22 protein-coding genes and 3 pseudogenes are annotated in these 23,992 nt (G+C 62.0%); 10 read left to right on the plus strand and 15 right to left on the minus strand.

What is annotated here, in order from left to right; translation table 11 throughout:
• Nucleotides 1-7: 7 nt before the first annotated feature.
• The gene (locus M3I54_RS12090; protein WP_254336089.1) at nucleotides 8-1,141 is read right to left on the minus strand and encodes a porin; all 1,134 of its coding nucleotides are present in this window, start codon (nucleotides 1,139-1,141) and stop codon (nucleotides 8-10) included.
• Nucleotides 1,142-1,594: 453 nt separating this feature from the next.
• Between M3I54_RS12090 and M3I54_RS12095 the strand changes: the two genes are divergently transcribed.
• The 6 genes from M3I54_RS12095 (at nucleotide 1,595) to M3I54_RS12120 (ending at nucleotide 5,030) form a co-directional block, all read left to right on the plus strand.
• Nucleotides 1,595-3,178, plus strand: a complete 1,584-nt coding sequence (locus M3I54_RS12095; protein WP_254336090.1) for a tetratricopeptide repeat protein — start codon at nucleotides 1,595-1,597, stop codon at nucleotides 3,176-3,178.
• A gap of 17 nt (nucleotides 3,179-3,195) precedes the next feature.
• Entirely contained in the window at nucleotides 3,196-3,411 is a 216-nt protein-coding gene (locus tag M3I54_RS12100) for a hypothetical protein (RefSeq protein ID WP_254336091.1), read from the plus strand.
• A 36-nt stretch (nucleotides 3,412-3,447) separates the two neighbouring features.
• Nucleotides 3,448-3,648 (plus strand): hypothetical protein, encoded by a 201-nt coding sequence (locus tag M3I54_RS12105; protein WP_254336092.1) that lies wholly within the window; start codon nucleotides 3,448-3,450, stop codon nucleotides 3,646-3,648.
• Between the two features lie 55 nt (nucleotides 3,649-3,703).
• Nucleotides 3,704-3,952, plus strand: coding sequence for a hypothetical protein (locus M3I54_RS12110; RefSeq protein WP_254336093.1), 249 nt, complete (start codon nucleotides 3,704-3,706; stop codon nucleotides 3,950-3,952).
• A gap of 105 nt (nucleotides 3,953-4,057) precedes the next feature.
• Complete coding sequence (locus tag M3I54_RS12115; protein WP_254336094.1) at nucleotides 4,058-4,366, plus strand: DUF4148 domain-containing protein; 309 nt, start codon at nucleotides 4,058-4,060, stop codon at nucleotides 4,364-4,366.
• Between the two features lie 304 nt (nucleotides 4,367-4,670).
• Complete coding sequence (locus M3I54_RS12120; protein ID WP_254336096.1) at nucleotides 4,671-5,030, plus strand: septal ring lytic transglycosylase RlpA family protein; 360 nt, start codon at nucleotides 4,671-4,673, stop codon at nucleotides 5,028-5,030.
• Between the two features lie 79 nt (nucleotides 5,031-5,109).
• Here M3I54_RS12120 and M3I54_RS12125 read toward each other — a convergent pair whose 3' ends face one another.
• The 6 genes from M3I54_RS12125 to M3I54_RS12150 all read right to left on the minus strand — a co-directional run bounded on the left by M3I54_RS12125 (nucleotide 5,110) and on the right by M3I54_RS12150 (nucleotide 11,749).
• Nucleotides 5,110-6,414, minus strand: a complete 1,305-nt coding sequence (locus M3I54_RS12125; RefSeq protein ID WP_254336098.1) for an MFS transporter — start codon at nucleotides 6,412-6,414, stop codon at nucleotides 5,110-5,112.
• Between the two features lie 46 nt (nucleotides 6,415-6,460).
• Nucleotides 6,461-7,060, minus strand: a complete 600-nt coding sequence (locus M3I54_RS12130; protein ID WP_254336100.1) for a peroxidase-related enzyme — start codon at nucleotides 7,058-7,060, stop codon at nucleotides 6,461-6,463.
• On the minus strand, nucleotides 7,057-7,572 hold the full coding sequence (locus tag M3I54_RS12135; protein ID WP_254336103.1) for a CMD domain-containing protein: 516 nt from the start codon (nucleotides 7,570-7,572) through the stop codon (nucleotides 7,057-7,059). Before M3I54_RS12135 ends, M3I54_RS12130 begins: the two co-directional genes overlap by 4 nt.
• A 32-nt stretch (nucleotides 7,573-7,604) precedes the next feature.
• Entirely contained in the window at nucleotides 7,605-9,074 is a 1,470-nt protein-coding gene (locus M3I54_RS12140; RefSeq protein ID WP_254336105.1) for an NAD(P)/FAD-dependent oxidoreductase, read from the minus strand.
• Nucleotides 9,074-10,051 carry a LysR family transcriptional regulator gene (locus M3I54_RS12145; protein ID WP_254336107.1) on the minus strand — a complete coding sequence of 326 codons (978 nt, stop codon included), beginning with the start codon at nucleotides 10,049-10,051 and terminating at the stop codon, nucleotides 9,074-9,076. Before M3I54_RS12145 ends, M3I54_RS12140 begins: the two co-directional genes overlap by 1 nt.
• Nucleotides 10,052-10,141: 90 nt before the next feature.
• Nucleotides 10,142-11,749, minus strand: a complete 1,608-nt coding sequence (locus tag M3I54_RS12150) for an FAD-dependent oxidoreductase (protein WP_254336108.1) — start codon at nucleotides 11,747-11,749, stop codon at nucleotides 10,142-10,144.
• Between the two features lie 103 nt (nucleotides 11,750-11,852).
• Between M3I54_RS12150 and M3I54_RS12155 the strand changes: the two genes are divergently transcribed.
• Nucleotides 11,853-12,314 carry a MarR family winged helix-turn-helix transcriptional regulator gene (locus M3I54_RS12155; protein ID WP_254336109.1) on the plus strand — a complete coding sequence of 154 codons (462 nt, stop codon included), beginning with the start codon at nucleotides 11,853-11,855 and terminating at the stop codon, nucleotides 12,312-12,314.
• Between the two features lie 700 nt (nucleotides 12,315-13,014).
• Nucleotides 13,015-14,020, plus strand: a pseudogene (locus M3I54_RS12160) (maleylacetate reductase).
• Nucleotides 14,021-14,282: 262 nt separating this feature from the next.
• Here M3I54_RS12160 and M3I54_RS12165 read toward each other — a convergent pair.
• From M3I54_RS12165 to bktB, 6 genes and pseudogenes are all read right to left on the minus strand, one after another.
• Nucleotides 14,283-14,462, minus strand: a complete 180-nt coding sequence (locus M3I54_RS12165; RefSeq protein ID WP_254336110.1) for a hypothetical protein — start codon at nucleotides 14,460-14,462, stop codon at nucleotides 14,283-14,285.
• Between the two features lie 406 nt (nucleotides 14,463-14,868).
• A complete protein-coding gene (locus M3I54_RS12170; protein ID WP_254336111.1) occupies nucleotides 14,869-15,051 on the minus strand; it encodes a hypothetical protein in 183 nt (60 codons plus the stop codon).
• A 210-nt stretch (nucleotides 15,052-15,261) separates the two neighbouring features.
• Nucleotides 15,262-15,810 (minus strand): carboxymuconolactone decarboxylase family protein, encoded by a 549-nt coding sequence (locus tag M3I54_RS12175; protein ID WP_254336112.1) that lies wholly within the window; start codon nucleotides 15,808-15,810, stop codon nucleotides 15,262-15,264.
• A 110-nt stretch (nucleotides 15,811-15,920) separates the two neighbouring features.
• Nucleotides 15,921-16,514 (minus strand): annotated as a pseudogene (locus tag M3I54_RS12180) (transcriptional regulator); the annotation flags it as partial.
• 429 nt (nucleotides 16,515-16,943) lie between these two features.
• Nucleotides 16,944-17,228: pseudogene (locus tag M3I54_RS12185) on the minus strand (3-hydroxyacyl-CoA dehydrogenase NAD-binding domain-containing protein); the annotation flags it as partial.
• Nucleotides 17,229-17,268: 40 nt separating this feature from the next.
• Nucleotides 17,269-18,456, minus strand: a complete 1,188-nt coding sequence (gene bktB / locus M3I54_RS12190; protein WP_254336113.1) for a beta-ketothiolase BktB — start codon at nucleotides 18,454-18,456, stop codon at nucleotides 17,269-17,271.
• Nucleotides 18,457-18,827: 371 nt separating this feature from the next.
• Here bktB and M3I54_RS12195 point away from each other — a divergent pair, with 371 nt between their 5' ends.
• Nucleotides 18,828-19,430 carry a phosphatase PAP2 family protein gene (locus M3I54_RS12195; protein WP_254336115.1) on the plus strand — a complete coding sequence of 201 codons (603 nt, stop codon included), beginning with the start codon at nucleotides 18,828-18,830 and terminating at the stop codon, nucleotides 19,428-19,430.
• Nucleotides 19,431-19,524: 94 nt separating this feature from the next.
• Here the strand turns inward: M3I54_RS12195 and M3I54_RS12200 are convergent, their stop codons facing one another.
• A complete protein-coding gene (locus M3I54_RS12200) occupies nucleotides 19,525-21,090 on the minus strand; it encodes a carboxylesterase (RefSeq protein WP_254336117.1) in 1,566 nt (521 codons plus the stop codon).
• Nucleotides 21,091-21,181: 91 nt separating this feature from the next.
• Nucleotides 21,182-21,928, minus strand: a complete 747-nt coding sequence (locus M3I54_RS12205; protein WP_254336119.1) for a carbonic anhydrase family protein — start codon at nucleotides 21,926-21,928, stop codon at nucleotides 21,182-21,184.
• A 335-nt stretch (nucleotides 21,929-22,263) separates the two neighbouring features.
• On the opposite strand from M3I54_RS12205, the gene M3I54_RS12210 reads away from it, so the two are divergent.
• The gene (locus M3I54_RS12210; protein WP_254336122.1) at nucleotides 22,264-23,970 is read left to right on the plus strand and encodes a site-specific integrase; all 1,707 of its coding nucleotides are present in this window, start codon (nucleotides 22,264-22,266) and stop codon (nucleotides 23,968-23,970) included.
• Nucleotides 23,971-23,992 lie beyond the last annotated feature (22 nt).

Raw genomic sequence — 23,992 nt, forward strand, 5'->3', positions numbered from 1 at the left:
CGTCGCGTTAGAAGCGATGACGGATACCTACGGTCGCCACGGCTTGCGAGTTCGAATCCGACGCGGAAACGCCCATGATGTCCGCGTGAATCTTGCCCTCGCCATCGACGACACGCTGATACGCGGCTTCGGCGTACAGGTCGGTGCGCTTCGAAAGCGCGTAGTCGCCTTGCAGCGTGAACTGGTGGAACTTCGGATTCACGCCTTCCAGGCTCGCGTCCGTGTACGTATAAGCGCCCGACACCGTGAACGCAGGCGTGAACGCATAGCGGCCATTGATTTCGTAGTTGGCGAAGCGCGCGCTGTTGCCCGCGAGCGAAGTCGTCGTGCCGGCGTTCGCGGAGTTGATGGCCGTGAGATTGCTCAGCTGGGTTTGCGTGAACACGAAGCCCACGTTGGCCGCGCCGAAGGCGTAGTTGAGACCCGCGCCATACGTGCGCTGACGCGAAGCGGAGAAGGTGGCGTCGTCGCTGACCGCGCCGCTGCTGTTGATGCTCGAACCCGAGTTGTTCAGCTGAAGATAGCCCGCACCTGCCTTGAGGCCGCCGAACGAGTACGTGGCGCCGAGGCTGTATGCGCGGTTATTCGCGAAGCCGCCCGCGGCGTTCGAGAAGCCGTACAGCGCATTGAACTTGAGGCCGCCGTAGTTCACGCTCTGGTACTTGAGCGAATTGCTCACGCGGAACGAGTTGTTGAGGTTGTCGTTGTCGTACGGGTGTGCGGCGAGCGTGCCGCCGTACTGCGTGCCGTTCAGCGACAGTGCCCCCAGGTTGTCGACCACGCTGTCGTACTGACGACCCAGCGTGACCGCGCCGGCCTGGTCGCTCGAAAGACCGACAAACGCCTGGCGGCCAAACATGCGGCTGCCTTGCTTCGCCGCGCCGGTCGAAATACTGAAGCCGCTCTCGAGCACGAAGATCGTCTTGAGGCCGCCGCCCAGGTCTTCGCTACCGCGCAGGCCCCAACGGTTGCCGTTCAGCGCGCCGCTCGACTGTTGCACGTTCGAGCTGCCCGACTGGTTGCTCGTGTACAGGACGCCCGCGTCAATCAAGCCGTAAAGCGTAACCGAGCTTTGTGCGTGTGCGGCGCTGGCGAAAGAAGCTGCGGCGACTGCGAGAGCGGATAGGGTGTTCTTTTTCATCGTGACTCCATTGCTTTGTTTTTCGCCCGGAAGCGAGCGAGCGCGGAGCATAACGCGATACCCGGAATGAATTTCATAAATTGTGGCATGCATGCCACGATTATTGTCTAACATTGCTCCTTACCTATTCCAGACTATTACATCGGCGGCTTGAAGGATCGAAATATCGCGTAAAACAAGGGGCTTTCTGCGCGACCATGTGCTGCGCGCAACGCGCTTTTTTTTGCATTCGGACAGCAATTTTTAGAAACATCTTGCGATCGATATTCATGATTATTACCGTGGATGAATAACGGGAAGAAATACGCGTTGTTCCACGTTTCGATTCGACTGCGCGCTGCCTTATCATGTTTCCCGGCGACGTGGCGCGACCAAACTGAGCGCGCGCGGCTGAGGTAAAATGCCACCTTGAGTCCTCATCCATGCATACGCGCGCGAGCGCCCCGCGTTCCCATGACTGACACCATCGTTGCACTGCTCGCCCAGGCGAAGCAGCATTTCACCGCCGGCCGCATCGACGCTGCGGAGCACGACCTGCAATCGATCCTGCAAGCGAATCCCGATCACGCGGGCGCGCTGGAAGCAATGTCCTTTGTCTACGCTACGCGCGAGGATTACGTGCGCGCCGCCGAATACGCCTGGCGCGCAGCACAACCGGACGCAACGCTTCCCGAGCAGTTGCAGCAGGCCGCGCGCATTTGCCAGCTTGCGCAGCGTCACGCCCACGCTGTCGCGCTCTACGAACGCCTGCTTGCGCTCGCGCCCGATCACGCCGAAGCGCTGCATGGCGCGGCCATGTCGCATATCCAGCTGGAGGAGGCCGAGGCCGCGCTCGCCTATCTCGCGCGCCTGGCGCGCCGTTATCCGGGTTCGGCGGAAGTGCACTACAACCGCGGCACGCTGCTCGGCTCGCTGGGCCGTTACGATGAGGAACTCCACGCGTATCGGCGGGCGATCGAACTCAAGCCAAATTTCGTCACCGCGTACGTGAACCTGGGCGTCGCCTTGCGCGACCTCCATCGCTTCGACGACGCGCTGCGCCAGTTCAAGAAGGCATTGTCGATCGACACAAACGACGCAGGTGCGCGCACGAACCGCGCGCAGACCAATCTGCTGCTCGGCGAATTCGAGCACGGCTGGCGCGAATACGAATGGCGCTGGCGCGACGGCACGATGACGCACGATTTCCCCGACGCGACGCAATGGAAAGGCCAGCCGCTCGCGGGCAAGACCGTGCTCGTGCACGCGGAACAGGGTCTCGGCGACACCTTGCAGTTCGTGCGCTTCATCGACCGTCTGCACGCGAAGGGCGCGAACGTAATCGTGCGCGTGCAGGACACGCTGGCGCCGTTGCTGCAGAACGTGGTGGGCGCGGCCAGCGTAGTAGGCGATTCGTCCGCGCTGCCTGCGTTCGACTACCACGTGCCGATGTTGAGCCTGCCGCACGCACTCGCGCTGCGCGAAATGGATTTCGCGACTTCGGGCGCGTATCTCAACGCAGACACGGACGCTGCGGCGCGCGCGTCGTGGTCCGACATAATCGGCGCCGAAGAGAATGGCGATCGGCGGCTGCGCGTGGGTGTGGTCTGGTCAGGTAGCACGACGCACCTGAACGATCGCAATCGCTCGATGCCACTTGCGGAACTCCTGCCGCTTTTCGACGCCGATGTGCGCTTCGTGTCGCTGCAGAAAGAACTGCGCGAGCGCGACCGCGCGAGCATGGACGAACTCGTGCAGCGCGGCCGGCTGATCGACGCCGGAGCGCGCCTGACGACGTTTTCGGCGACGGCATCGCTCGTCGCGCAACTCGATCTGGTGATCGCCGTCGATACGGCAGTCGCGCATCTGGCGGGCGCGCTCGGCAAGCCCGTGTGGATTGCACTGCCGTTCACACCGGACTGGCGCTGGCAACTGAATCGCGACGACAGCCCGTGGTACGCCGATGCGCGTCTATTCCGCCAAACGCGCCGCGGCGAGTGGGCCGACGTGGTGAGTGCATTGCGCACGGCGATCGATGCGCGGATCGCTGCGCGATAGACCACCACGAAAGCAGCATGATGATCGAGCATTTGCCGACCATCATGCCCGCCAGCGGTGGCATTTCGCCGACGGATCGCCCGACCTGTCGGCAATCGCCCAACATCGCACAGCCAAGTGATGGCCTCGCCCCAACTCGCATCATCGCGATGCACGTGGGGACGGGCGCCGCGCGGATCGCGCCCGGCTGGCATGACATCTGCATAACGTCTTGCAAGCGGCTGGCCGCTTGACTGTTCCTGCAGCCGTCCTGCTCAAGGAGACCCATCATGACTGCGCTAACCATCCGCGATCTTCAAAAGTCTGTAGAACTCGATCGCCGGGAAATGGCCAGGTTCCAGGGCGGCCGGATGAAAATCATCGGCCAGCACCCCGGTTCACTTCTCACATCCGCCGATGGCGACCCTGTCGGCGTGTATGTCGACGGCGTGCTGGAAAACTCCGTCGGCGACGGCTACTACCACGGTTGAGTGTCCAACGATACGTGAAGCGCAGAAGCGCTGCGGTGTAACCGGAGAGGCTGACGTGGACCAAACCTGGCTGGGTATGGTTGCCGGCACGATTGTGCTTGCGATCGCTGTGGCTGGCGTGACGGCGCACTACCTCCGTGAGCGTCGACGGGCCGATTTTCTGCGCAATTTCGATCACCACGAATGGTGGCAACGGACCCACGGTGCCGCCTGCGCTTCAGGTGGATTCGATGCAGGCCGCCGGGCAGTGCAAACAACAACGTGGCGGACACAACGAACGGGGAATCAGGCCTCCGTCAAGTAATGGAGGCCAGCGGGGACGCGGGAAAATTTTGCGAGAGCGTATCGAGCCTGCGCATCGGTTCAGCCTTGTCGCACCCTATGTTGCAATCTTAAGAGGTAGCTCATTATGAAATCCCTTGGTCAAACCTTCGTTATCCTTACCGTCCTGGCTGCTCCGGTTGTGTCGTTCGCACAATCGAACAGCGGCGTGACGCCGGAGCAGGTCCGCGCCGAGCTTATCCAGCTCGAACAGGCTGGCTACCGCCCGGGTGACGGCGACAACACAAACTATCCAGCTGATATCCAGGCTGCCGAAGCGCGCGTGGCCGCGCAGAACGGCGCGAGCGGATACGGCGGGATGCCAGGTGGTGGTGCGTCAGCGTCTGGTGCGCCCACCGCTGGTGACAGCATGAAGCCGATTTACTTCGGCCAGTGAGTCATGGCGTTGACGAGCCCCTTCCTCCGAATCGAGGGGGCTCTTTGCGGGGGACCTGGCACGAAATGAGGGTCGGACTTACGCGCCCATTGCATGAAACCTGAAAAGTTGCCAGTATTTTATGTCGTCCGGGCACGCGGTATGCTCCACATCTTTGAGAGAGTTGAGCTACCGCTCATTGACTGACATGTGGTCTATAACGCCATCCCTGCGCTATACGAGCGTTTTCGCAATCTGTGTGTTATTCACAGCTTGCGGGCAGATTGCGTCCAGGCAAGCTGCGTGCAGGGTCGACACCTGCCACATGCGACACGAGGTGGTGCAGTCCGGCGAGGCCTCATGGTATTCGGAGAAGTTCCAGGGGCGCGAGACCGCAAACGGAGAACACTTCAATACCGGCGCAATGACGGCTGCCCATCGAACATTGCCGCTCGGCAGCTACGTGCGCGTCCGATCCGTGGCAACCGGAAAGTCGGTTGTCGTGCGCATCAACGATCGCGGCCCCTACGTCAAAGGCCGAATCATCGATCTCTCTTATGCCGCGGCGAAGACCCTGGGTTTGACCGACGCACGGTCGATGCAAGTGCAGATCGAACGTGTGGGGAACACGTCGAACGCAGGGACGGAGTCAGACGGCGGCGGAATCTTGACGACAGGAAGGTGACGTGAGGGGGGCGCGTCACGGCACGCTCCAGTCGCAACATCCTCGACTTCCCCCCTTCAACCTGGAAAAGCCTACCGTATCATCCGGTGGTTTGAGCGGCGCTTGCGCTGCTCTGCCTGAAATGGCTCGGCTTCAGCGCCACAACGGCCACGAGACTGAGCGCGACGCCGATCATCACATAGAGCACCGGTGCCAGCGGCGAGCCCGTGAGCACGATGAGCCAGGTCACGAAAGTCTGCGCAAAGCCACCAAAGATCAGGACAACGACGTTATTGACCACCGCGAGCGATGTCGCTCGCGTGCGCTTTGGGAACATCTCGGCAAGCGTCGTGCAATAGACGCCGAGGAAGGTCGCGCTCAACACGCCGATCACGATCTGCGCGACCAGGAGCCGGGAGACGGACGGCGCCGCCACGATCCACGCATAGAGCGGATAGATCGCAACCAGGTAGGCGCCCAGCGAGCCGATCAGCAGCGCCTTGCGGTCGTAGCGGTCGGATAGCGCGCCCGCGATCGGCGTAACGATCAGCATGACGATGGCCGCGATCATTTGCACCATGAAGCTTTCCGAAACGGGCAGCTTGAGAACCTGCTTCGCATAGGTGACGGTGTAGCCGAACGTAACGTAAAACGTAACGGTGCTCGCTACCACCATGCCCATGCCGATCAGATAGTCGGACAGTCCGCGCTTGACTGCAGCCGCTTCCGTCGCGCGGGTGAGCGGCGTTGCGTGGATGCGCGCATAGGTTTCGCTTGCGTGGCGGCGCAGGTAGATGGTCAGCGGCGCGATGAGCAGGCCCACCGCGAACGGGATGCGCCAGGCGCCCGCGAGTTGCCGCTCGGGCGTGAACACCTGGGTGACCATCAAACCGAGCGCGGCGCCCAGCATCGTCGACATGAGTTGTCCGCTCATCTGCCACGATCCGTAGAAGCCGGAGCGATTCGGTGGCGCCAGTTCGATCAGGAACGCTGTCGACGTGCCGAATTCACCGCCGATCGAAAAACCTTGCAGCAGCCGGGCCGCGAGCATCAGGAGCGGCGCGGCGAGACCGGCCGTTGCATAAGTCGGCGCGAAGGTCATGATCGCGGCGGCCAGCGCCATGATGCCCATGCCGAGCGTCATGGCCGCCTTGCGGCCATACGTGTCGCCGTAGAGACCGAGCAGCACGCCGCCCACGGGCCGCATGAAAAAGCCCGCGCCGAAGAGGGCCGTGGTCAGCAGGATCGCGTTCAGATCCGCGCCCGCTGCGCCGTGCGAGGCGGGAAAGAACAGCTTGCTGATGATCGGCGTCATCGCTGCAAAGATGGTGAAGTCGAACCACTCCATCGCATTGGCCAGCACGGCGGCCACGATTACAGGCTTGATGCCAGGTTGAGTGCCCATCGGCTATCCCCGGGTATTGGTTGAAGGACGGTCCAGCGTTGTGCGGTCAGGGGGCGGGTGTCTGCTCGGGAAATACGGGTTCGCCGAGATTGAGCATCAGCCGGTTCGCCCACGCGAAAATGGCAATCGAATGGATCAGGTCGAGAATTTCGGCGTCCGTTAGGCCTGCCTCGCGCAATGCGCGCAACTGGGTCGCCTCGATCTCGTTCGGGTGCTCGGTCAGCGCGGCCGAGAAGCGGGCGATCGCCTCCTCGCGCGTTGTCGTGCCGGCGCTGCGAGGATCGGCGAACACCTGCCTGATTACGTCGTTGCGCTTGGCGAGCTGCTCGAAACGCTGAGCGTGCACCGACGCGCAATACACACAGCCGTTGAGCCGCGAAACCACGGTGGTCGAAAGTTCCCGTTCCGCGCGAGGCAAGCCGCCGGGCGCGTACATGATCGCGTTGAACGCGGCGGAACGCTGTCGCAGGATTTCTGGCTGATGCACGAGAAACCGGTAGTAATCCGACACTTTTGCCTTAGGGTGGCTTTCCTCGAGAACGGCGATTTGACCCGTGGTGGCCTGGTCGAGGTCGACGACGTCGAGCCACGCGTCCCATTCCAGCGATTCGTTCGTGAAGCCATGCGAACGGATAATGTCGGTCATGATGCGCGCTCCAGCTGCTTGAGGGCTTGCAGACCCGCGACGAGGCGCGTCTGGTACGACAGAAAGGCGATCAGCTGCGCGAGCGCGACGACGGCCGGCGTCGTCAAGCCGGCGGCGGGCAGCGTCTGCAGCGCGGCCTTGTCGCCAGCTACCGGATTTTCGATCAGCGTGCGCGTGAATGCGAGGATCGCGCGCAGGCGCGGCGCAGAGAGATCCTCGGGCGCGCCCGTTCCCACGGCGGCGAGCGTCGCCGCATCGACTTCGTGTGCGGCCAGTTCGGCGCGGTAGTGGACAGCGAGCGCCGGCGAGGGCGCGAGGCGGCTCGCGTAGAGCGCGACGAGCAGCCGCTCGACCAGCGTGAGGCCTTCCAGCGCGGGGTCGAACAGCGCGTCGTAGCTGCCCTGCGTCGCTTCCACCACCTTGGCGCGCTGGTACCGCAATGCACGAGTGGCCGAGTCGGGCGCCAGGTCGGCAACGCGATCGATGATGTCGTCGTCAGTGTCATACGTCATGGTCAACTCCGGAATTCTGCAGATTCACGCGCTCATTTCGCTTCGCGCTCGGCGAGTGCCGCAGGCGGTGGCGCGGGCGTCCATTCGTCTCCTTCGATTTCCGGCTCGGCGAAGGCTGCCATATTTGCGTAGTGCAATTCGACATCCTCGCGATAGAACGTCGCGGCAAGCCCTTGTGCGAGCCGCTTCGCGCCTTCGCTAACAGCCGGAATATCGCCCGACAGCGCGCCGTGCGAGAGCGTCGCGGGCGCGCAAAAACAGTGGATGCGTTCGAGTCCGGGACACGCGCCGGGTGTCTTTTCCTGGAACTCGAACACCGGTCCGAGGTCGGGCGAATCGGCAAGCTCAATGTCCTCGTCGCCGGCAGGCGACGCGTAGCGGTCTTTCCACGCACGAACGTGGCGGGCAAACGGCGCGAATTCGGGGCGGCTCGCCAGATCAATGCGGAAGCCGGTTGCGAACACCAGGAAGTCCAGTGCGAAGTCACCTTTCGGCGTGCTTACATGCAGCTCGTCGTCCACTTGTTCGATACCGGTGATTGGCGCACCGAGGTTGAATCGGGCGTTGGCGTGGCCGGACACGCGCAGCGTACTGCCGCGTGGCGGCGGCACCTGCTGCACGTTGATGTAGTGGCGGATGCGCCACTTCCACTCATCGGACAGCGCAACGTGGCCATGCGTGAGGCCCGGATTGCCTGCGCCCTTGCCTTTGTTGATGCGCGGGATGTCTGCGCGGCGAATTAGCAGATCAACCGAGGCCGCACCCGCTTCCAGCGCGGTGGCCGCACTATCCATCGCCGATGCCCCCGCGCCGATGACGCCGACGCGCTTGCCGCGCAGCGTGCCATAGTCCATGACATCGGACGAGTGGGCGTAGAAGCGGCGCGGCAGATCGCGCACGAATAGCGGCACGGAAGGGCCGCCCAGGCCGTCGCGGCCCGTCGCGAGGACGACGTGGCGCGCATGGATGGTCTCGCTGCCGGCGGCGCTCGTCACAGACAGCGCGACGCTGCCGTGCGCGCATGGCGCGATAGCGGTGACCCGGTGTTCGTTGCGCACATCGATGTCGAGTACATCGCGATACCAGCGCAGATAGTCCATCCATTGCAGGCGCGGGATCTTGTCGAGCGCGTCCCACGCCTCTACGCCGAACTGCGCCTCGAACCACGCGCGGAACGTGAGCGAGGGCAGCCCGAGCGCGGGGCCGGTCAGCTGCTTCGGAGAACGTAATGTTTGCATGCGCGCCGTGGTGGCCCAAGGGCCTTCGAAACCGCGCGGCGACTGATCGTAGATAACGGCGTCGATGCCGAGATGGCCGAGCGCGGCGGCCAGCGCAAGCCCGGCCATGCCGCCGCCCACGATCGCCACATTGATGACGGGGCGGCCGTCGAGGGTGCGTTCGGGTATCCAGCGCTTCGCGGGCAGTTCGAGCCACGCGAGATCCTCGCGCAGGCGGGCTTCGAGCGCGGCGAGACCTGCGGACGATGGGGTGGTCGGATTCATTACGGCAAAGATTCCTTGGTGGCGGGCAGATCGCCATACAGCGACTGCAGGACTTGGGCGTGCTCGGCGCTCGCGCGCAGCGCGAAATCGGGCAGCACGGCGCGGGCTGCGTCGGCGAGCGCGTCGATCAGCGTCACGGCCACGGGGGGCAGCGCGATTGCATCGCGCGAGATCACGCCGAAGAAATACGGAATGTCGGCATCGATCGGGCGGATCGCGACACCGGCAAGCGGCATGCCGTAGGCCGTGACCGGTTCGAGCACCGAGATGCCGAGACCGGCGCGAACCGCGGTCAGCGCGTTCATCGACGAATTCGTCTCGATCAGTCCCGCTGGCGCGACATCCGCCTGCGCGAACGCATGATCGAGCCGGCGGCGCAGGCGATACGGGTTCTGCATCGTGACGATGCGCCGCCCCTCGCAGGCCGAGAGCGGCAGCCGGGCAGAGCGTGCTAGCGGATCGTCGTCGCGCAGCGCCGCAACGCAGGCGGATTGCCCGATCCAGTGCACGACCACGCCGCGATGTTCAAGCGGCAGGCTCGCCACGCCAATGTCGGCCGCGCCAGTGAGGACATCGTGCACGACCTGTTCGGGCGGCATGCTGCGCAGCTGGATCGTCTGCGCGTCGACAGCGAGATGGGTGCGCGCGAGCGCGACGGGCACGAGGCCAGCGGCGAGGGCGGATGTCGCCGCAATGCGCAGCGGGCGGCTTTCGCCGCGGCCAATTTCGCCTGCGCGCTTACGTATCTGTTGCATGCCCGTCAGCACGTGCTCAACGTCCTCGTAGAGCAGGATGCCTTGCTCGGTCGGCGTGACGCGCGGGCCGTTGCGTGTGAACAGCGAATAACCGACCTCGGTTTCGAGCTCCTGGATCAGCCGCGTGATCGCTGGCTGCGACCGCCCCAGCAAGCGGCCAGCGGCGGTGACGCTACCGGTCGTGATCACTGCGGCGAAAGCTTCGAGCTGGCGTAGTTCCATCTTCCGTTTGGTGTCGGGTCGCGTAAGAATGCAGAAAACACATTCTTACGCTGTAAGAATGTGTTTTCCAAATAATGAATATGTATATCGTTATTCCAGGGCGGCGAAAGAGGGGTTTCCCCTAGAGACGGGCCCCGTCGTTGAATGTGCGGCCGCAGCATGACGGCTCGCGTGCGGCGGCGCGACGAGCGCAGCGATGCGTTCGATCTCGGCGGTATTGCCCGTCACTGCGATCTGGCCGATGTAGCCGTCCGGCCGGATCAAGATCAGCGTGTCCTTCGCAATGTCGTAGTGGGTTTTGAACGAGCCATTGACGTCAGAGACGCACACATCGGCGTCTGCAAGGCCGTCGATGGCCACCCGCTTCAGCGCCGCGCCTCGGACTGGCCAAGCCACCGCAGCCAGCGCCTTGGCCGCCGATGCTCCATAGGCCACCAGGGTGAAATGCGGCCCGCGCGTCAGCTCAAATAAGTCGATGGGATTGCCTTGCGCGTCGCGCAGCCGGGCGTCTGGAGCCCTGTCGCCGGCACGCAGTTTGGCCGTTGCGCCGGCTGCAGTTGAGCCAAGTGGACCCGCGCGATAGGTGAGGGACAACTGCTGCTCGTCCTCTCCCCGCTTGATGCTGGTCGAATCCAGCTTGCCCAGCGCCTCGTATGTCGCGGTCGACAAACCGAGCACGCGCGCGGCAATCGGCCGGCGTTCGTCTTCATAGCTGTCGAGCAGCGCATCCGGCGCGCCCGCCAGGACCTGCCCCAGCTTCCAGCCCAGGTTGTAGGCGTCTTGAATACCCGTATTCAGACCCTGCGCGCCCATCGGCGTGTGCACATGGGCGGCGTCGCCCGCGAGAAACACGCGTCCCAACCGGTAGTTTTCGGCGAGGCGGATGTTGGGACGGAACACCGTCTTCCATTGGATGGCTGACAGTCGAAGTTTTTTCGATCCGGTCTGCTGGCGAAACCGGGCGTCCAGTGCAGCATCGTCCATCTGCGGCTCTTCACCGGGTTGCAAGCGAATCATGACCTGGAACAGATCACTGCCCGGCAGCGGACAGGCGCCCGCGAAGCGTCCGCCCAGCCATGGCCACACATGCCAATATTTGCGGTTAAGCCCCTCGATCCGGCAGTCGATGATGATCATGCGGTCCGTTTCGTCGGTTTTGCCGATGAAGTCAATGCCGAGGCTCTGCCTCACCTTGCTCGCCCCACCATCAGCGCCGACAACGTAACGTGTCCTGATCGACTCCACGCCCGCGGGGCCTTCGATCTGTGCAGAGACTCCCTGTGCATCCTGGGTCAGCCCGGTCAGTTGGGTGTTGTATTCGACCGCACACCCCAAAGGCGCCAGTCTTTTCTGGATCAGCGCGTCGGTGCTGTACTGGGGGATGAGCCAGGTGTTCGGATAGGGGATGTCGTCGGTCGTCGGCGCGAGCTTGAACATTCGTTTTGGGATCGTGAATGGCCCGAGGTGAATGCCAAGCCGCGGATAGGTGCTTCCCGACGCCAGCACCTCGTCCAAGGCGCCAAGATCTTCCAGAAGCTCGAGAGACCGCGGCTGGATGCCCTTGGCCCGGGAGCCGGGAAAGCCCTGCGCATTGCGGTCGATGATGCGGATGCGTACGCCGCGCCGCGCCAGATCGACAGCCAGTGCGGAGCCGGTCGGACCAGCGCCGACGATGAGAACATCAATGTCATTGTTCATCGATACGCCTTTCCATGATGGCAGTAACCAAGCCCGCACACGGACAGCTCACTGCCACCGAAATATGTGTAATATGCACACATATTAAGAACAAGGAATCGCCATGTCAAGAAGAGTGCAAAATACACATAAAAAGGCGCCGCTGCGTGAGCTGCACGAAGCGCTGCTGGAGATCGTGGGCGTCATGAATCGTCCCCAGCGCGACGAAGCGATGATCCGGGAGGCAGGCATCTCACTCGACCGCGCGCTGTTTCCGTTGTTGGTTTTGGTGGAACGCCTGGGCCCCATCGGCGTCGTCGAGTTGGCCGACCGCGTCGGGCGCGACTACACCACCGTCAGCCGGCAGGTTGCCAAGCTGGAAAGCCTGGGCTTGATCCAGCGCCAAGAAAGCACGATCGACCGCCGTGTTCGCGAGGCTGTAGTTACCGAGCAAGGTAAAGCCATGACGGATCGCATCGACGAGGCGAGGAAAAGGATCGCGCAGGCCATCTTCGCCACATGGGACGAGGACGATGTGGAGACCCTCGCCCGACTGATGCGAAAGTTCGCCGATGGCATCAAATAGCGACAGTGGGTTTGCTTAGCGTACGATTTTTTCCGTTTTCTGAAGCGACCCAAAGTCGTGCGCCCAGATTGCCCGGAGGCGGGACTCGCAGCTTTTCGTCGGCAGCTGCGTCACCCATCGTGGTACAGAAAAGGAAGCAACGAGAAAACGTCGCCGAGTCCGCCTCCACTAGCGTGCTGTTCGTGCGCATCAGTTCCATGGCCGAAGACGAGGTCGTCCCAAGGGCGGCCTCGCGTCTGGGAGTTTCCCGTTTTTCGGGAATAACATTCCCCTTTTGGCTCTGTCTCGTAGCGGACAGCGAATATACACTCGCCTTAACTGCCAGGCGGTGACCAGTCGAAATGCACCACGGAGCGGCCCTTGATTCGGCCGTCAGGTCCCGCTTTCGCACGGCCGACGCTGACATATGTTGGTTTGTAGAAATCCTAAAACAGCACCGTGATTCTTTGCTGATACGGGGCTGACTCATTGTCAGCGAAACGCAGACGCTTACCAATTCGAATGGATATGACACCTCCGATGCCTGATGCGCTCAGGAAGTCACCAAGGTATTACCTGTAAGGACTGGCCGCCATTGATGGCCTGTATCTAGCCGTTGCAATTTGAACGGGCTCGCGGCCCGACGACAGGAGAAGAACATCTCATGTATGACTTCATCTAGACAACGCAGGCGTCGAGAGTCGTATTCGGTGCTGGATGCATGAAGCTGATTCAGCAGGGAGTCGAGACTCGGGGCGCCCGCCGCGCGCTGATTATTTGTACTCCGGAGCAGAAAGCGCAGGCAGAGGTGGTTTCATCTCTTCTCGGTCCGTCGAGCGCGGGAGTCTTCGACGGTGCTCAAATGCACGTTCCCATCGAGAACGCCCGCCGCGCGCGTGAACACGCGAAGTTCGTGGAAGCGGACTGCGCGGTCGCTATTGGAGGCGGCTCGACCATTGGCCTCGGTAAGGCGATCGCGCTGGAATCGTCATTGCCGATCATCGCGATTCCGACGACCTACGCGGGGTCGGAGATGACACCCCATATACGGTATCACCGAGAACGGTCTGAAGAGAACCGGGCGCGACGTCAGGGTGTTGCCGAAGGCTGTGTTGTTCGACCCGCAGTTGACTATTGGGCTCCCCGTTCAACTCTCGATTGTCAGCGGCCTGAACGCGATCGCGCATGCCGCAGAGGGAATGTACTCACAGGACGGAAATCCCGTCATGTCGTTGATGGCGGAGGAGGACATTCGTTCGCTCGCAGATGGCCTTCGTGCAGTGAGGAAGAACAGCAAGGATCTAGCGGCGCGCGGTGACTGTCTCTATGGGGCGTGGCTGTGTGGAATGGTGCTGGAGAGCGTTGGCATGGCCCTTCATCACAAGCTTTGTCACACCTTGGGGGGAACATTCAACCTTCCTCATGCTGAGACACATGCGATAGTTTTGCCTCATGCTCTCGCGTACAACAGCACTGTCGCGGACGAGGAGATGGGTCGAATTGCCAGGGCGCTGAACGTAGACTCCGCGCCAGACGGACTGTATGACCTTAACCAGGAACTCGGAGTGCCGCCAGGCCTTCGTGATATCGGGTTGGAGGAAACCGATCTTGATTACGCCTGCGAGGTTGCGTTGTCAAACCCTTACTGGAATCCGCGACCGATAGAGGAAAAGCCCCTCAGATCTCTCCTGCAGCGGGCCTGGGCGGGAACTCGTCCGGCAGCTTAGCCGTGGTGCGAAGCCGCCACGAGGCAGCACATCAAGCAACATCACAGGCTGTGGCGGTTGCCGCGGCAGCGGAGTCGCTCAATCAGCAGACGTCTGGCGATCCAAGCTTCCGGCCCAGGTAACAACGCCGGAGCGATTTTTCGCTTGTTGCGGCCCATGGTGTCCTCGGAAAAACCCCCGAGAGATGGGAGGAGTGGCGGGGCCGAACTCGATTTCCACGCCTCTGTTGCAGTAGTTTCACTCGCATGCTCCGCACGACGCGTTACTCGGCGCGGCAATTGCATCGCGTGAGCTTACGATAGATCTGAAACGCGAGCCCGCCGGTCACCACGATCAATGCGCCACCGATACTCGAGTCGACACTCGCCATGACCTCGGTGAGATAGATCGCGGCTCCTGCTATCAGGGGATGAAAGGGCGCCTTATTATGAAGTTCATCCACTTGAAATCTCCAATGTATAGACCGCGGCCGGACAGCCCGCGCAATGCCTTTCCACTTGATACCGAAGGCGGCCTTGTCGCTGATGCGCTGCAATGTTTCGCATATCTGATTTCGCTTTTTCATGATCGACCAATCGTCCTGTCTAGCTACTGCACCGTTCTTTTTCCTCTTTCCCGAGGATGTAGATCAATCGTAGCGATCGCATGAGCGCGATTCAATTACCTCACGGGTAATCGGGAATCGTCGATGAAGCGCGGGCGCGCGAGTACAGAGCAACTCGGCGACCGCCATCAGCGGCGAGAACGTACGCTCCCAGTTATGCGGCGCGCCGGAGGCCACGTCAAAGAGTTGACGCGACAACGTCTTCGTCGAACGGTTGTGGCGCAGCGTGAACTACAGTTGTTGGTCAGGCAGCCAGCACTCCGATATGCACCGCATCTTCGTAATCCTGCGATAGCAGGTCCTCAGTTCCGAAGAAATCGTTGGCACTTTCGTCCAGCCGGGTGCGGTCCAGCCCTCCATCGCGATTGCACGAAAAGAGGGATTTGTAGGGCAACGAAAGTGCATTCACTGGACTCACGCCGTTCATGACTGGTTCCTGTTATTCAACGGTCGCCGCTGCAGGATCGCGAAAGAGACCGCGACTGAAACCGCGCGTGTGTTGCATGGCGAAATCCTTGGCAACCCGTGCTTGATTCGGAGTACGGAATATCAAAGACCCTTTCCCGGCGGGAAAGGGCTTGAACGAGGCATTCTGCGGCAGCGGGTTTTGGTGGTGCTCCCGCCGCTCAAACTCACTTCAGGCCTTCCACGCGTAGGGCTGGAAGAGTTCTTCGAGGGGCGGCTGGGTGACGCTTGCGGTGTAGTTCGTGATCGTCGAGGCGGCGATTACGAGGATGACGTCGAGCACGAGTGCCTGATCGAAGCCAGCCTCGGTGAACGCAGCGATGTCGTGATCGTCGACGTGGCCGCGGTTTTCGATCAGCGTGCGTGCCAGGCGCGACAGCGCCGCAAGCTTGGGGTCCTGCGGGAGGCGGCGCTCGCGGATCGCCTGCACGTCGGCCTCGCTCAGGCCTTCCTTGAGCCCGAGGTACGAGTGGAATGCGACCGGCCAGGTGGCGCCATTGGTCACCGCATTGGTGAGCAGCAGGACCTGGACATGCGCTTCGCTGAAGTTGCCGCCATGCGCCTGCTGAAACAGGCCGACGAGGCCATTGATGAGCTTCGGCGAGCTGGCAATTGCGCCAGCGATATTGGGCACCATGCCAAAGGCCTGAGCAAGTCCGTTCAGCGCGGGCTTCGATTGTTCGGGTGCGGATTCAAGCGTATAGATGGGGAAGTGAGCCACGATATTTCCTTGAGAGTTGGAGGTGTCGCTACGTTGGATCAGGCGACAAGCACAGATTAGTCAGAGATACGAGGCTCGCCAATTACATGGCAGGTAATTAGCAAGCCAAATCATTCGCAGGCCGCGTCGAGCAGGGCGATGTGCCGCGCTTCGGTTTCGTCGTCGGCAGGAAACATGCATTCGATCCGCAGTTCCTGTGCAGCGACCGTCAGCGGTGTTCCGACCGTTGTGATCAACGAGAAGTAGTTGAGTACGGCGCCGTTGTTGATGAAGCCCATCGGCACCATCGGCAGCGTGGAAGCAGAGCCGGCCATCCCTTGCGATCGCCATTCAGGGCGCACGCCGGGGTAGGACAGCAGCGCGTCGAGGAGCTGTTGCGTCTGGAGATCGACGACGTGACCAACCGATTCGCGCTGCACGCACTGGATAAGGCTGCGTGCCACCGCCTCCCAGTTGGCCATATGGGGCCGCAAGCCTCGGGGATCGAAGATCAGGTGCAGGATGTTGCGCGGCCCCGCGCGTTCCGCCATATCGACGAAGCAGTTGAAGAAGTCCGGCGCGGCACGGTTGGTCATCAGCACGTTCCAGTACCGGTCCATGACGATCGCCGGAAACGGCTCGTGCAGCTGCAGAACACGCCTGGCCGCATCCGTCACCAGCGACATCTCCTGGGCATTCCACGCCGTTTCCGAATACATTGGCGCGTTCGACACTGGCTGGTTGAGGTCCAATGTGCTCATGGTCTTTCCGTATGTATCAGGACGAACGGTCCGTTGAGGTCGATGTGCAATCGCGCTCGACCGGATAGCGGAAATTATCGATTCGTGAGCGGAAAGCTGCGCTATTTGTATTTATGTTAGCGAACGGTGAGCCAGACGTGGTCCGAATATAATTTTACATAATGCAAATTATCGATGTTTTGCGTGTGGGGGCTACGTCCTAATGTCGTGTTCGGGGGTGCGGCGGAATTCTTGGACTATTAGGAGCTGGTCCATGTATCCTGGTGCACTGGTGACACTGAACATGCGCGAACTCGACCGTCTGAAGATGATCCAGGCGGTGGCCGAAACGGGTTTGAAGCCTGGGCGCGCCGCTGATCGGCGACTTGCCGAGCCGCAACGTCAGTTCGCGGACCGCCTCTTGAGGCTTTCAGTGGCGGCTTCGATAATCAGCCCCGCAGCACCGAGCCGCTGATAGTCCGTGGACGTCTCGATGCGCGCGAGCGCGGCATCGCTGGCCGCCGCGTCCAGCTTGCCTTTCGCTATGAGTCGATCAAGGCTTCCTTTCAGCGCGGTGAAACCGCTGTCGAGCGCTGCTTCGGTGACGTCTATCACGATCACGCGCAGGCCAGCGAGCGCGGCGACCTGCGCGATGCCGGAACCCATCGTCCCGGCGCCCACGATTCCCAATGTTTCGATCTGCGTGGCTTTATATCGTGCGCCCGAAGGCGCGCTCAAGTCACTGGACGTTTTTGAAAATGGCGGCGATCCCCTGCCCTCCGCCAATGCACATCGTGACGAGCGCGTAACGGCCACCGATGCGCTTGAGTTCGTGCAGCGCCTTCACGGCGATCAGTGCCCCAGTCGCGCCAATGGGATGGCCGAGCGAAATACCCGAACCATTCGGATTCACCTTTTCAGGGTCCAGGCCCAGTTCCTGCGTGACCGCGCATGCCTGTGCGGCAAAAGCCTCGTTCGACTCGATCACATCGAGGTCCGCGACGGACAGTCCCGCGCGCTGCAACGCAAGACGCGTAGCCGGCACCGGGCCAATGCCCATGTAGAGGGGATCGACGCCCGCGTGCGCGTATGCTACGAGTTTTGCCATCGGCGCGAGGCCGCGCGCTTCGGCCGCTTCGCGCGACATCAGCAGGACGGCTGCGCCTGCGTCGTTGATGCCGGAAGCGTTGCCCGCTGTGACCGTACCGTTCTCTTTCGCGAATACGGGCTTGAGCTTCGAGAAGTCGTCGATCGTTGCATCGTGGCGCAAATGTTCGTCTGTGTCGAAGACGGTCTCGCGCCCTTTCACCGTGCGCTTGACCGGCACGATCTGGCTGGCAAACCGGCCCTCGGCGATCGCTCGCGCCGCGCGGCGATGCGATTCGAGCGCGAGATTGTCCTGGCGCTCGCGCGTGATGCCGTAACGGCCCGCGACATTTTCGGCCGTCACGCCCATCGGCACGGTGTGAAAAGGATCATTGAGCGCGCCCAGCATCATGTCGATGAGGCGCGCGTCGCCCATACGTGCGCCGAAGCGCGCCTCGGTCGTGATATACGGCGCCCGGCTCATGTTCTCCGCGCCAGCGCCGATCGCCACATCAGCATCGCCGAGCAGAATGGTCTGCGCGGCGGAAACGATCGCCTGCAAGCCCGAACCGCACAGGCGGTTGACGTTGAACGCGGGCGTCGATTCGGGAATGCCGGCGTTGATTGCAGCGACGCGAGACAGGTAAAAGTCCCGCGGCTCGGTGGCGATCACATTGCCGAACACCACATGCCCCACGTCCTTTGCCTCGACGTGGCTTCGCGCGAGCAGTTCGCGCACGACGATTGCACCGAGTTCGGTTGGCGGCACATCTTTCAGGCTGCCGCCGAATTTGCCGATCGCGGTCCGCACACCGCCCACCACCACGACTTCCCTGCTCATATGGATTCCTCAATTATCTGTTTGCCGCCTGTGAAGCGCTGGCGCAGCCTGTTTCCACCCCTGGTCCCGACCTGTTCAGCAAGTACCCAAGGCACGCCGTGGCAATCCTAGCGTCAACAGGCGTCCGGCAGACTGATCAAACTGGCCGACATACTGACAAAACTGGCCATGTCATGCCGTCCACGGCGGCCAGACGGCGGACCTCCGTCGTGTCTGTCTGCTGGAGCGATCGCGCAGTATGTGGTCTCGTCAATGCCGATCCGGCATCCTGTTAAGGTTTCGTTAAGGGGCCCGTGCATAGAATCGCTTCTGCCGACCGGAACCGCTTTCCAGCGGTGACGCAAGAACGGGCGTGAAAACAGAGGGCCCTTATGGATGCAGTCGAAACATTGAACAGAACCATTTTTCTCGCACTGAATGCCACACCCGCAACGCCGCATTGGCTCATCGCTTCGGGCACACTGATTGCGGACTATGCGATCCTGTTGGTCCCGGCCATGCTGGTGGCACTATGGCTGACAGGCGCAGACGAGCGGCGCGCGTTGGCCGTGCGCGCCTGTTTTGCCGGCTTGCTGGCCCTCGGCATCAACCAGCTGATCGGTTTGGCGTGGTATCACCCCCGCCCTTTCGTTAGCGCAACGGGCCATACGTTTCTCGCCCATGCTCCCGATTCTTCGTTTCCTAGCGATCATGTGACGTTGCTTTCCGCAGTCTCGTTCACCTTTCTGTACGGCGGGAAGCGGGGAGTCGGCTTGCTTGCCTTGATCGTCGATGTCGCCGTTGCCTGGGCTCGCATATTTGTCGGTGTGCACTGGCCATTCGACATGATCGGCGCGGCGATCGTCGCCTGGCTGGCCTGCGTGGTTGGCAGCCCGTTCTGGCGACTCGCGGGCATGGCAGTGACTCGCGCGTTGATCGCGCTGTACAGGAAGGTGCTCGCTGTGCCGATTGGCCTGCGATGGTTACGGTCGTAGTGAGCCGCATTGGTGGCGAGAGCTGGCCCCGAATGAGGCGATCCGCTTGCGTCACGCGGTCTGGCGCATCCGGTAGCCCACGAAGTACGCTGGTCTAAGGCTCATCCGCCCCGACCTGGTCGAGTGCATTCAGATCATCGGAGAAATCGTCAGGCTGCCCAGCAGCGGTTTCGTGGGCGCGCGGCGGAGACTTGACGACCGGCGGCGGCATTTCGCCCATGCGTTCATCGATACGTTGCAGCAAATAAGGAAAGAACGGATTCGACGCGATACGGAACATCGAATCGAGCGTCAGAATCAGGGTGCCGCGCTCGCCTCGCGGCGCAAGCGTGCCGAGGTGCTCATTGAAGTTTTCCGAATCGTCCGGAGCAATGCCGTACAGCGTGTCCGTGATCGGGAACGGAATCGCGACGTGCGATAACGAGAAAATTTCCTGGGGATAATCGATATCCAGTGGTTTGGTTTTCGTCTGCACTTCACCCGCGTAAGTGCTGCGCTCGACGGTATGCGCCGAGTCCGGCGAGGCGTTGCCAATCACCGTCGTGCGATAGTTCTGCGGACCGGTACGCAGCAGCCGCGAAATAGCCGTATAGGAAGCGACCCGCAGGAAAGTCCTGAAACGCACGCTGCGGTTCACGTCGAATAAGACCACTTCACTGCCGTTCTCGGGAAGCTTGTCATAGAGCGACGACATAATCGCCGGCGTGCTGACCGTGAAGTCGGTCACAGACTGGAACGTCAGGATCGGCGGCAGCGTGTCGAGTCGGTTCTCACGCTCGAGCCTCACCATTTGCTCCTGAATCGCGGTGGTCAGCAGGTACGATTGACGCGCACCATTCACCGGGAACGAGTTGTATTTGAACGGATTGAATTCCGGTACGACACCAAGCCATGCGGCACGCGCGAACACCGGCAATATCGCAGGCAATCCGGCGAGGCCGGCAAAGCGCGCGTAACGCGTCACGCCTATCATCGGGGAAATCAGCACGATTCGGCTCGGGCGCGTCAACGCGGGATTCTCGATCGCGTCGAGCGCATATTGCAGTGCCAGCGCCCCGCCGTTGGAGAAACCCACCAGTTCCAGCGGCTTGTCCGGGCCCACACGCCGGCGCGCCTCCCGTATTGCGAGCCGGGTGGCCGCAGCCCAGTCCTGCCAGTGCACGTTTGCCAATCCGGCTGGCACCGTACCGTGCCCCGGCAAGCGGATGCCGATGGCGACGAAGCCGCGATCGCGATAGTGGCGCGCGATGTGACGCAAACTGAACGGCGAATCCGTCATGCCATGCAACAGCACCACGGCGCCCACGGGCGGCCCCTGCGGTTCGAGAATGTATGAACGGTTCCAGTCTTGCGCGAAGTGTCCCGGATAGATCGGCGCCCCTTCGTAGTACCGGTTCGTCGGGATGCGCTCGGACGGCTTCAATTGCTCGACGACGTTGACGCGAACCGCCTCGAAGATGCGCGCTTCCGCATCCATGTAGGCGTTCCAGTCCCCCGCATCCATTTCCTCAACAGTCATTTCGCGCGGCACGTAGGTGTGCCAGACAGCGAGATCCGGGCTGCGCTGCGAATACCAGCCTCGCAGACCGAATGCGAGTATCACCAGCAGGACTGCAACCCATGCACCTATCTTTATTACCTTTAGTGAGGTGCGCAACATTGTCGTTCTCTTTCGTTATTGATATCGGGGAATCAAAAAATACACGCACCTCACAATAGCCGCGAATCGCTTCCGAATTGGCTTCGAATTCTCACAGGAACGTTAGCTTGCCGTTTCGAATGTCATACATCGAGCCCACCATCTTCACGTTCCCTTTGTTTTCCAGATCGGACAGAATCTGACTTCCACTGCGGATGGCAGCTATCGCGCCCTGAACATTCGATCGCGCGACAGCATCGACAAATTCATCATTTTTGCTGGTTCGCTCTCCAGAATATTGCGTTGCAGTGATCGCCGGCTGGATCTTCTGAAGCAAACCCGTCAAATTTCCCAATTGAACGTTGTCGATCGCACCCTTTATCGCCCCGCATGCTGTATGGCCCATCACCAGAATCACTTTTGCACCCGCAACGGCGCACGCAAATTCCATACTCCCGAGTATGTCCTGGTTTGCGATGTTTCCCGCGATTCTTGCATTGAAGGTGTCGCCGATCCCCATATCCAGAATGATCTCGGCTGGCGCGCGAGAGTCGATACAACTAAGGACGATTGCTGCAGGGTACTGGCCGCTAGCGCTCGCCCTCTTCTGCGCGAGAAAGTCCTGCTTTTTCATCTTGCCGGAGCGAAACCGTTCGTTGCCGGCTTTCATCATTTCGACGATTTGATCTGGCGTCAGCGCATTGCGCTGCGATTCGGACAACGCCGCCGCCTGTATATCGCCCCCGGTGAACTGCGTGCCTGCAACGAGCGTAGCCACGCTAATGCCAGCCTTAATCCATCTGCGTCTTGCGCCATCCGCCGGGTCGTCGGGAACATCAATCGTCGTGTTTGCAGACATTAGAAACTCCTTTATTGACGGAGGTCGAACCTTGACTCGGAGAAAGATCTTGATCGATGTTCGCTAACAACATCAAATCAGCGTGAAGGCAATGTGAAGATGGTCAGCCAGAGTATAGGCTGCGCGAAAAATCGTGATATTTAGCTGCGCCACCGTCAGGCGGATTGAACCTCCCTTTGGCATTCGCCCTCGGCGGCCGCCAGGCGACTCCAGCGCACCTGGGTCACCACTTGCAGGAGCGTCTCTGGTTTTCTGCGGAAAAACCGTGTCACTCGCGTCTATAAAGATAATCCTTCTTATCACTAGGCGTCTGTTTATACGATAAACTCTGATGCATGAAAACGCGTCACACACCGTTGCCCCCGCCCGCCTCGGCCGAAGCGCCCGGATTTCCCGACGCCGACGAACTCGCCATGCTGCGCGCGTGGTATGCGGGCCTCGCCGTGCGGCCCGCCGTCGAGCGTTATCTACCCTCGGCACTCGGCGACGGGAAATCGGCGCGCGGCGTACTCGGGCGCATCCGGCGCAGGCTCGTCGCCCTCGCACGCGCGGCGCATCGCGACGATCTGGTGGCGCTGTTCGACCATCCGGTGGAGGAACGCGAGCGGCACGCCAAGGCTGTCGCGCAGGCAATCGACAGCCTGCGCACCGCGCGCCCTCCCGAACCCCAGATCGCCGACGACATCGCACAGTGGTTCACGCCGCGCGCCGTGCGGGTGCTGTACGCGCACGGCATTACCACACTCGCCGACCTGACCGTGCGTATCCCGCGCCGCCGCCAGTGGTGGAAAGCCGTGCCGGGACTCGGCGTGGCGAGCGCCCGCGCGATCGAGGCGTTCTTTGCGGCCTGGCCAGCACTCACGGAAAAGGCGCGCGCGCTCATCGTGGCGAGCCAGCGCGGCGACATCGCACCGTGGGAGTCCCTGAAGCTGCCGCACGAAGTCGACGGCTCCGAAGGCACGTTCCGTGCACCGCGCGCGACCTGCACGCTGGACGCATCAAACGACTATGAAGCCATCCAGACCTGGCTCGCGCTGCACGAGTCGCCCGCCACGCAGCGGACCTACCGGAAGGAAGCCGAACGCCTGATCCTCTGGGCGATCGTCGAGCGTGGCCGCGCGCTGTCGTCGCTCACGACCGAAGACGCCATCGCCTACCGCGCGTTCCTGCGCCATCCCTCCCCGCGCGGCCGCTGGGTCGGCCCCGTGCGGGCGCGCACGTCGCCGGACTGGCGGCCGTTCAACGGCAGCCTCTCGGCGCGCTCGGTCGCGCATGCTCTGTCGATCCTCGGCGCGCTGTTCCGCTGGCTCATCGAGCAGCGCTACGTGCTAGCCAATCCGTTTTCCGGCGTAAAAGTGCGCGGCGCGAGCGGGGCGCAGGCGCTCGACACCTCGCACGCATTCAGCGAAGGGGAATGGGCGCTGGTGCGCACGATCGCCGACGGCCTGGAGTGGTCGTATGGCTGGTCGGCGCCCGCGGCACAGCGGCTGCGCTTCCTGCTGGATTTCGGCTATGCGACCGGCCTGCGCGCGAGCGAGCTGGTTGGGGCCACGCTCGGCCACGTCGAGACGGATGCACGCGGCGATCACTGGATGCGCGTGACGGGCAAGGGAAAGAAGCTGGCGCGCGTCGCCTTGCCGCCGCTCGCGTGGGAGGCGCTCGCGCGTTATCTGGCCGAACGCGACCTGCCAGTCGTACCCGTGCGCTGGAATCCGGCTACTCCGGTCATCGGCAGTCTCGAGGCCGACAGCGACGCCGCGATTAGCAGCGTGCGTTTGTGGGGCGTGCTTCGGCGCTTCTTCCTGCTGGCGGCCAAAGCCATCGAGGCCGATCATGCGCCGCTTGCGGAAAAGCTGAGCCGCGCGAGTCCGCACTGGATGCGCCACACGCACGCCACGCACGCGCTCGGGCGCGGCGCGGAACTCACCACGGTGCGCGACAACCTGCGGCACGCCTCTGTCTCGACCACCTCGATCTATCTGCACAGCGACGAAATCAAGCGCGCACGGCAAATTGCGGACGCATTTGCCAAGCCAAAGTGAGCATGATCCACGCCGGATTGCG

The sequence above is a fragment of the Paraburkholderia sp. CNPSo 3274 genome, from assembly GCF_024206475.1.
Taxonomy (GTDB): domain Bacteria; phylum Pseudomonadota; class Gammaproteobacteria; order Burkholderiales; family Burkholderiaceae; genus Paraburkholderia.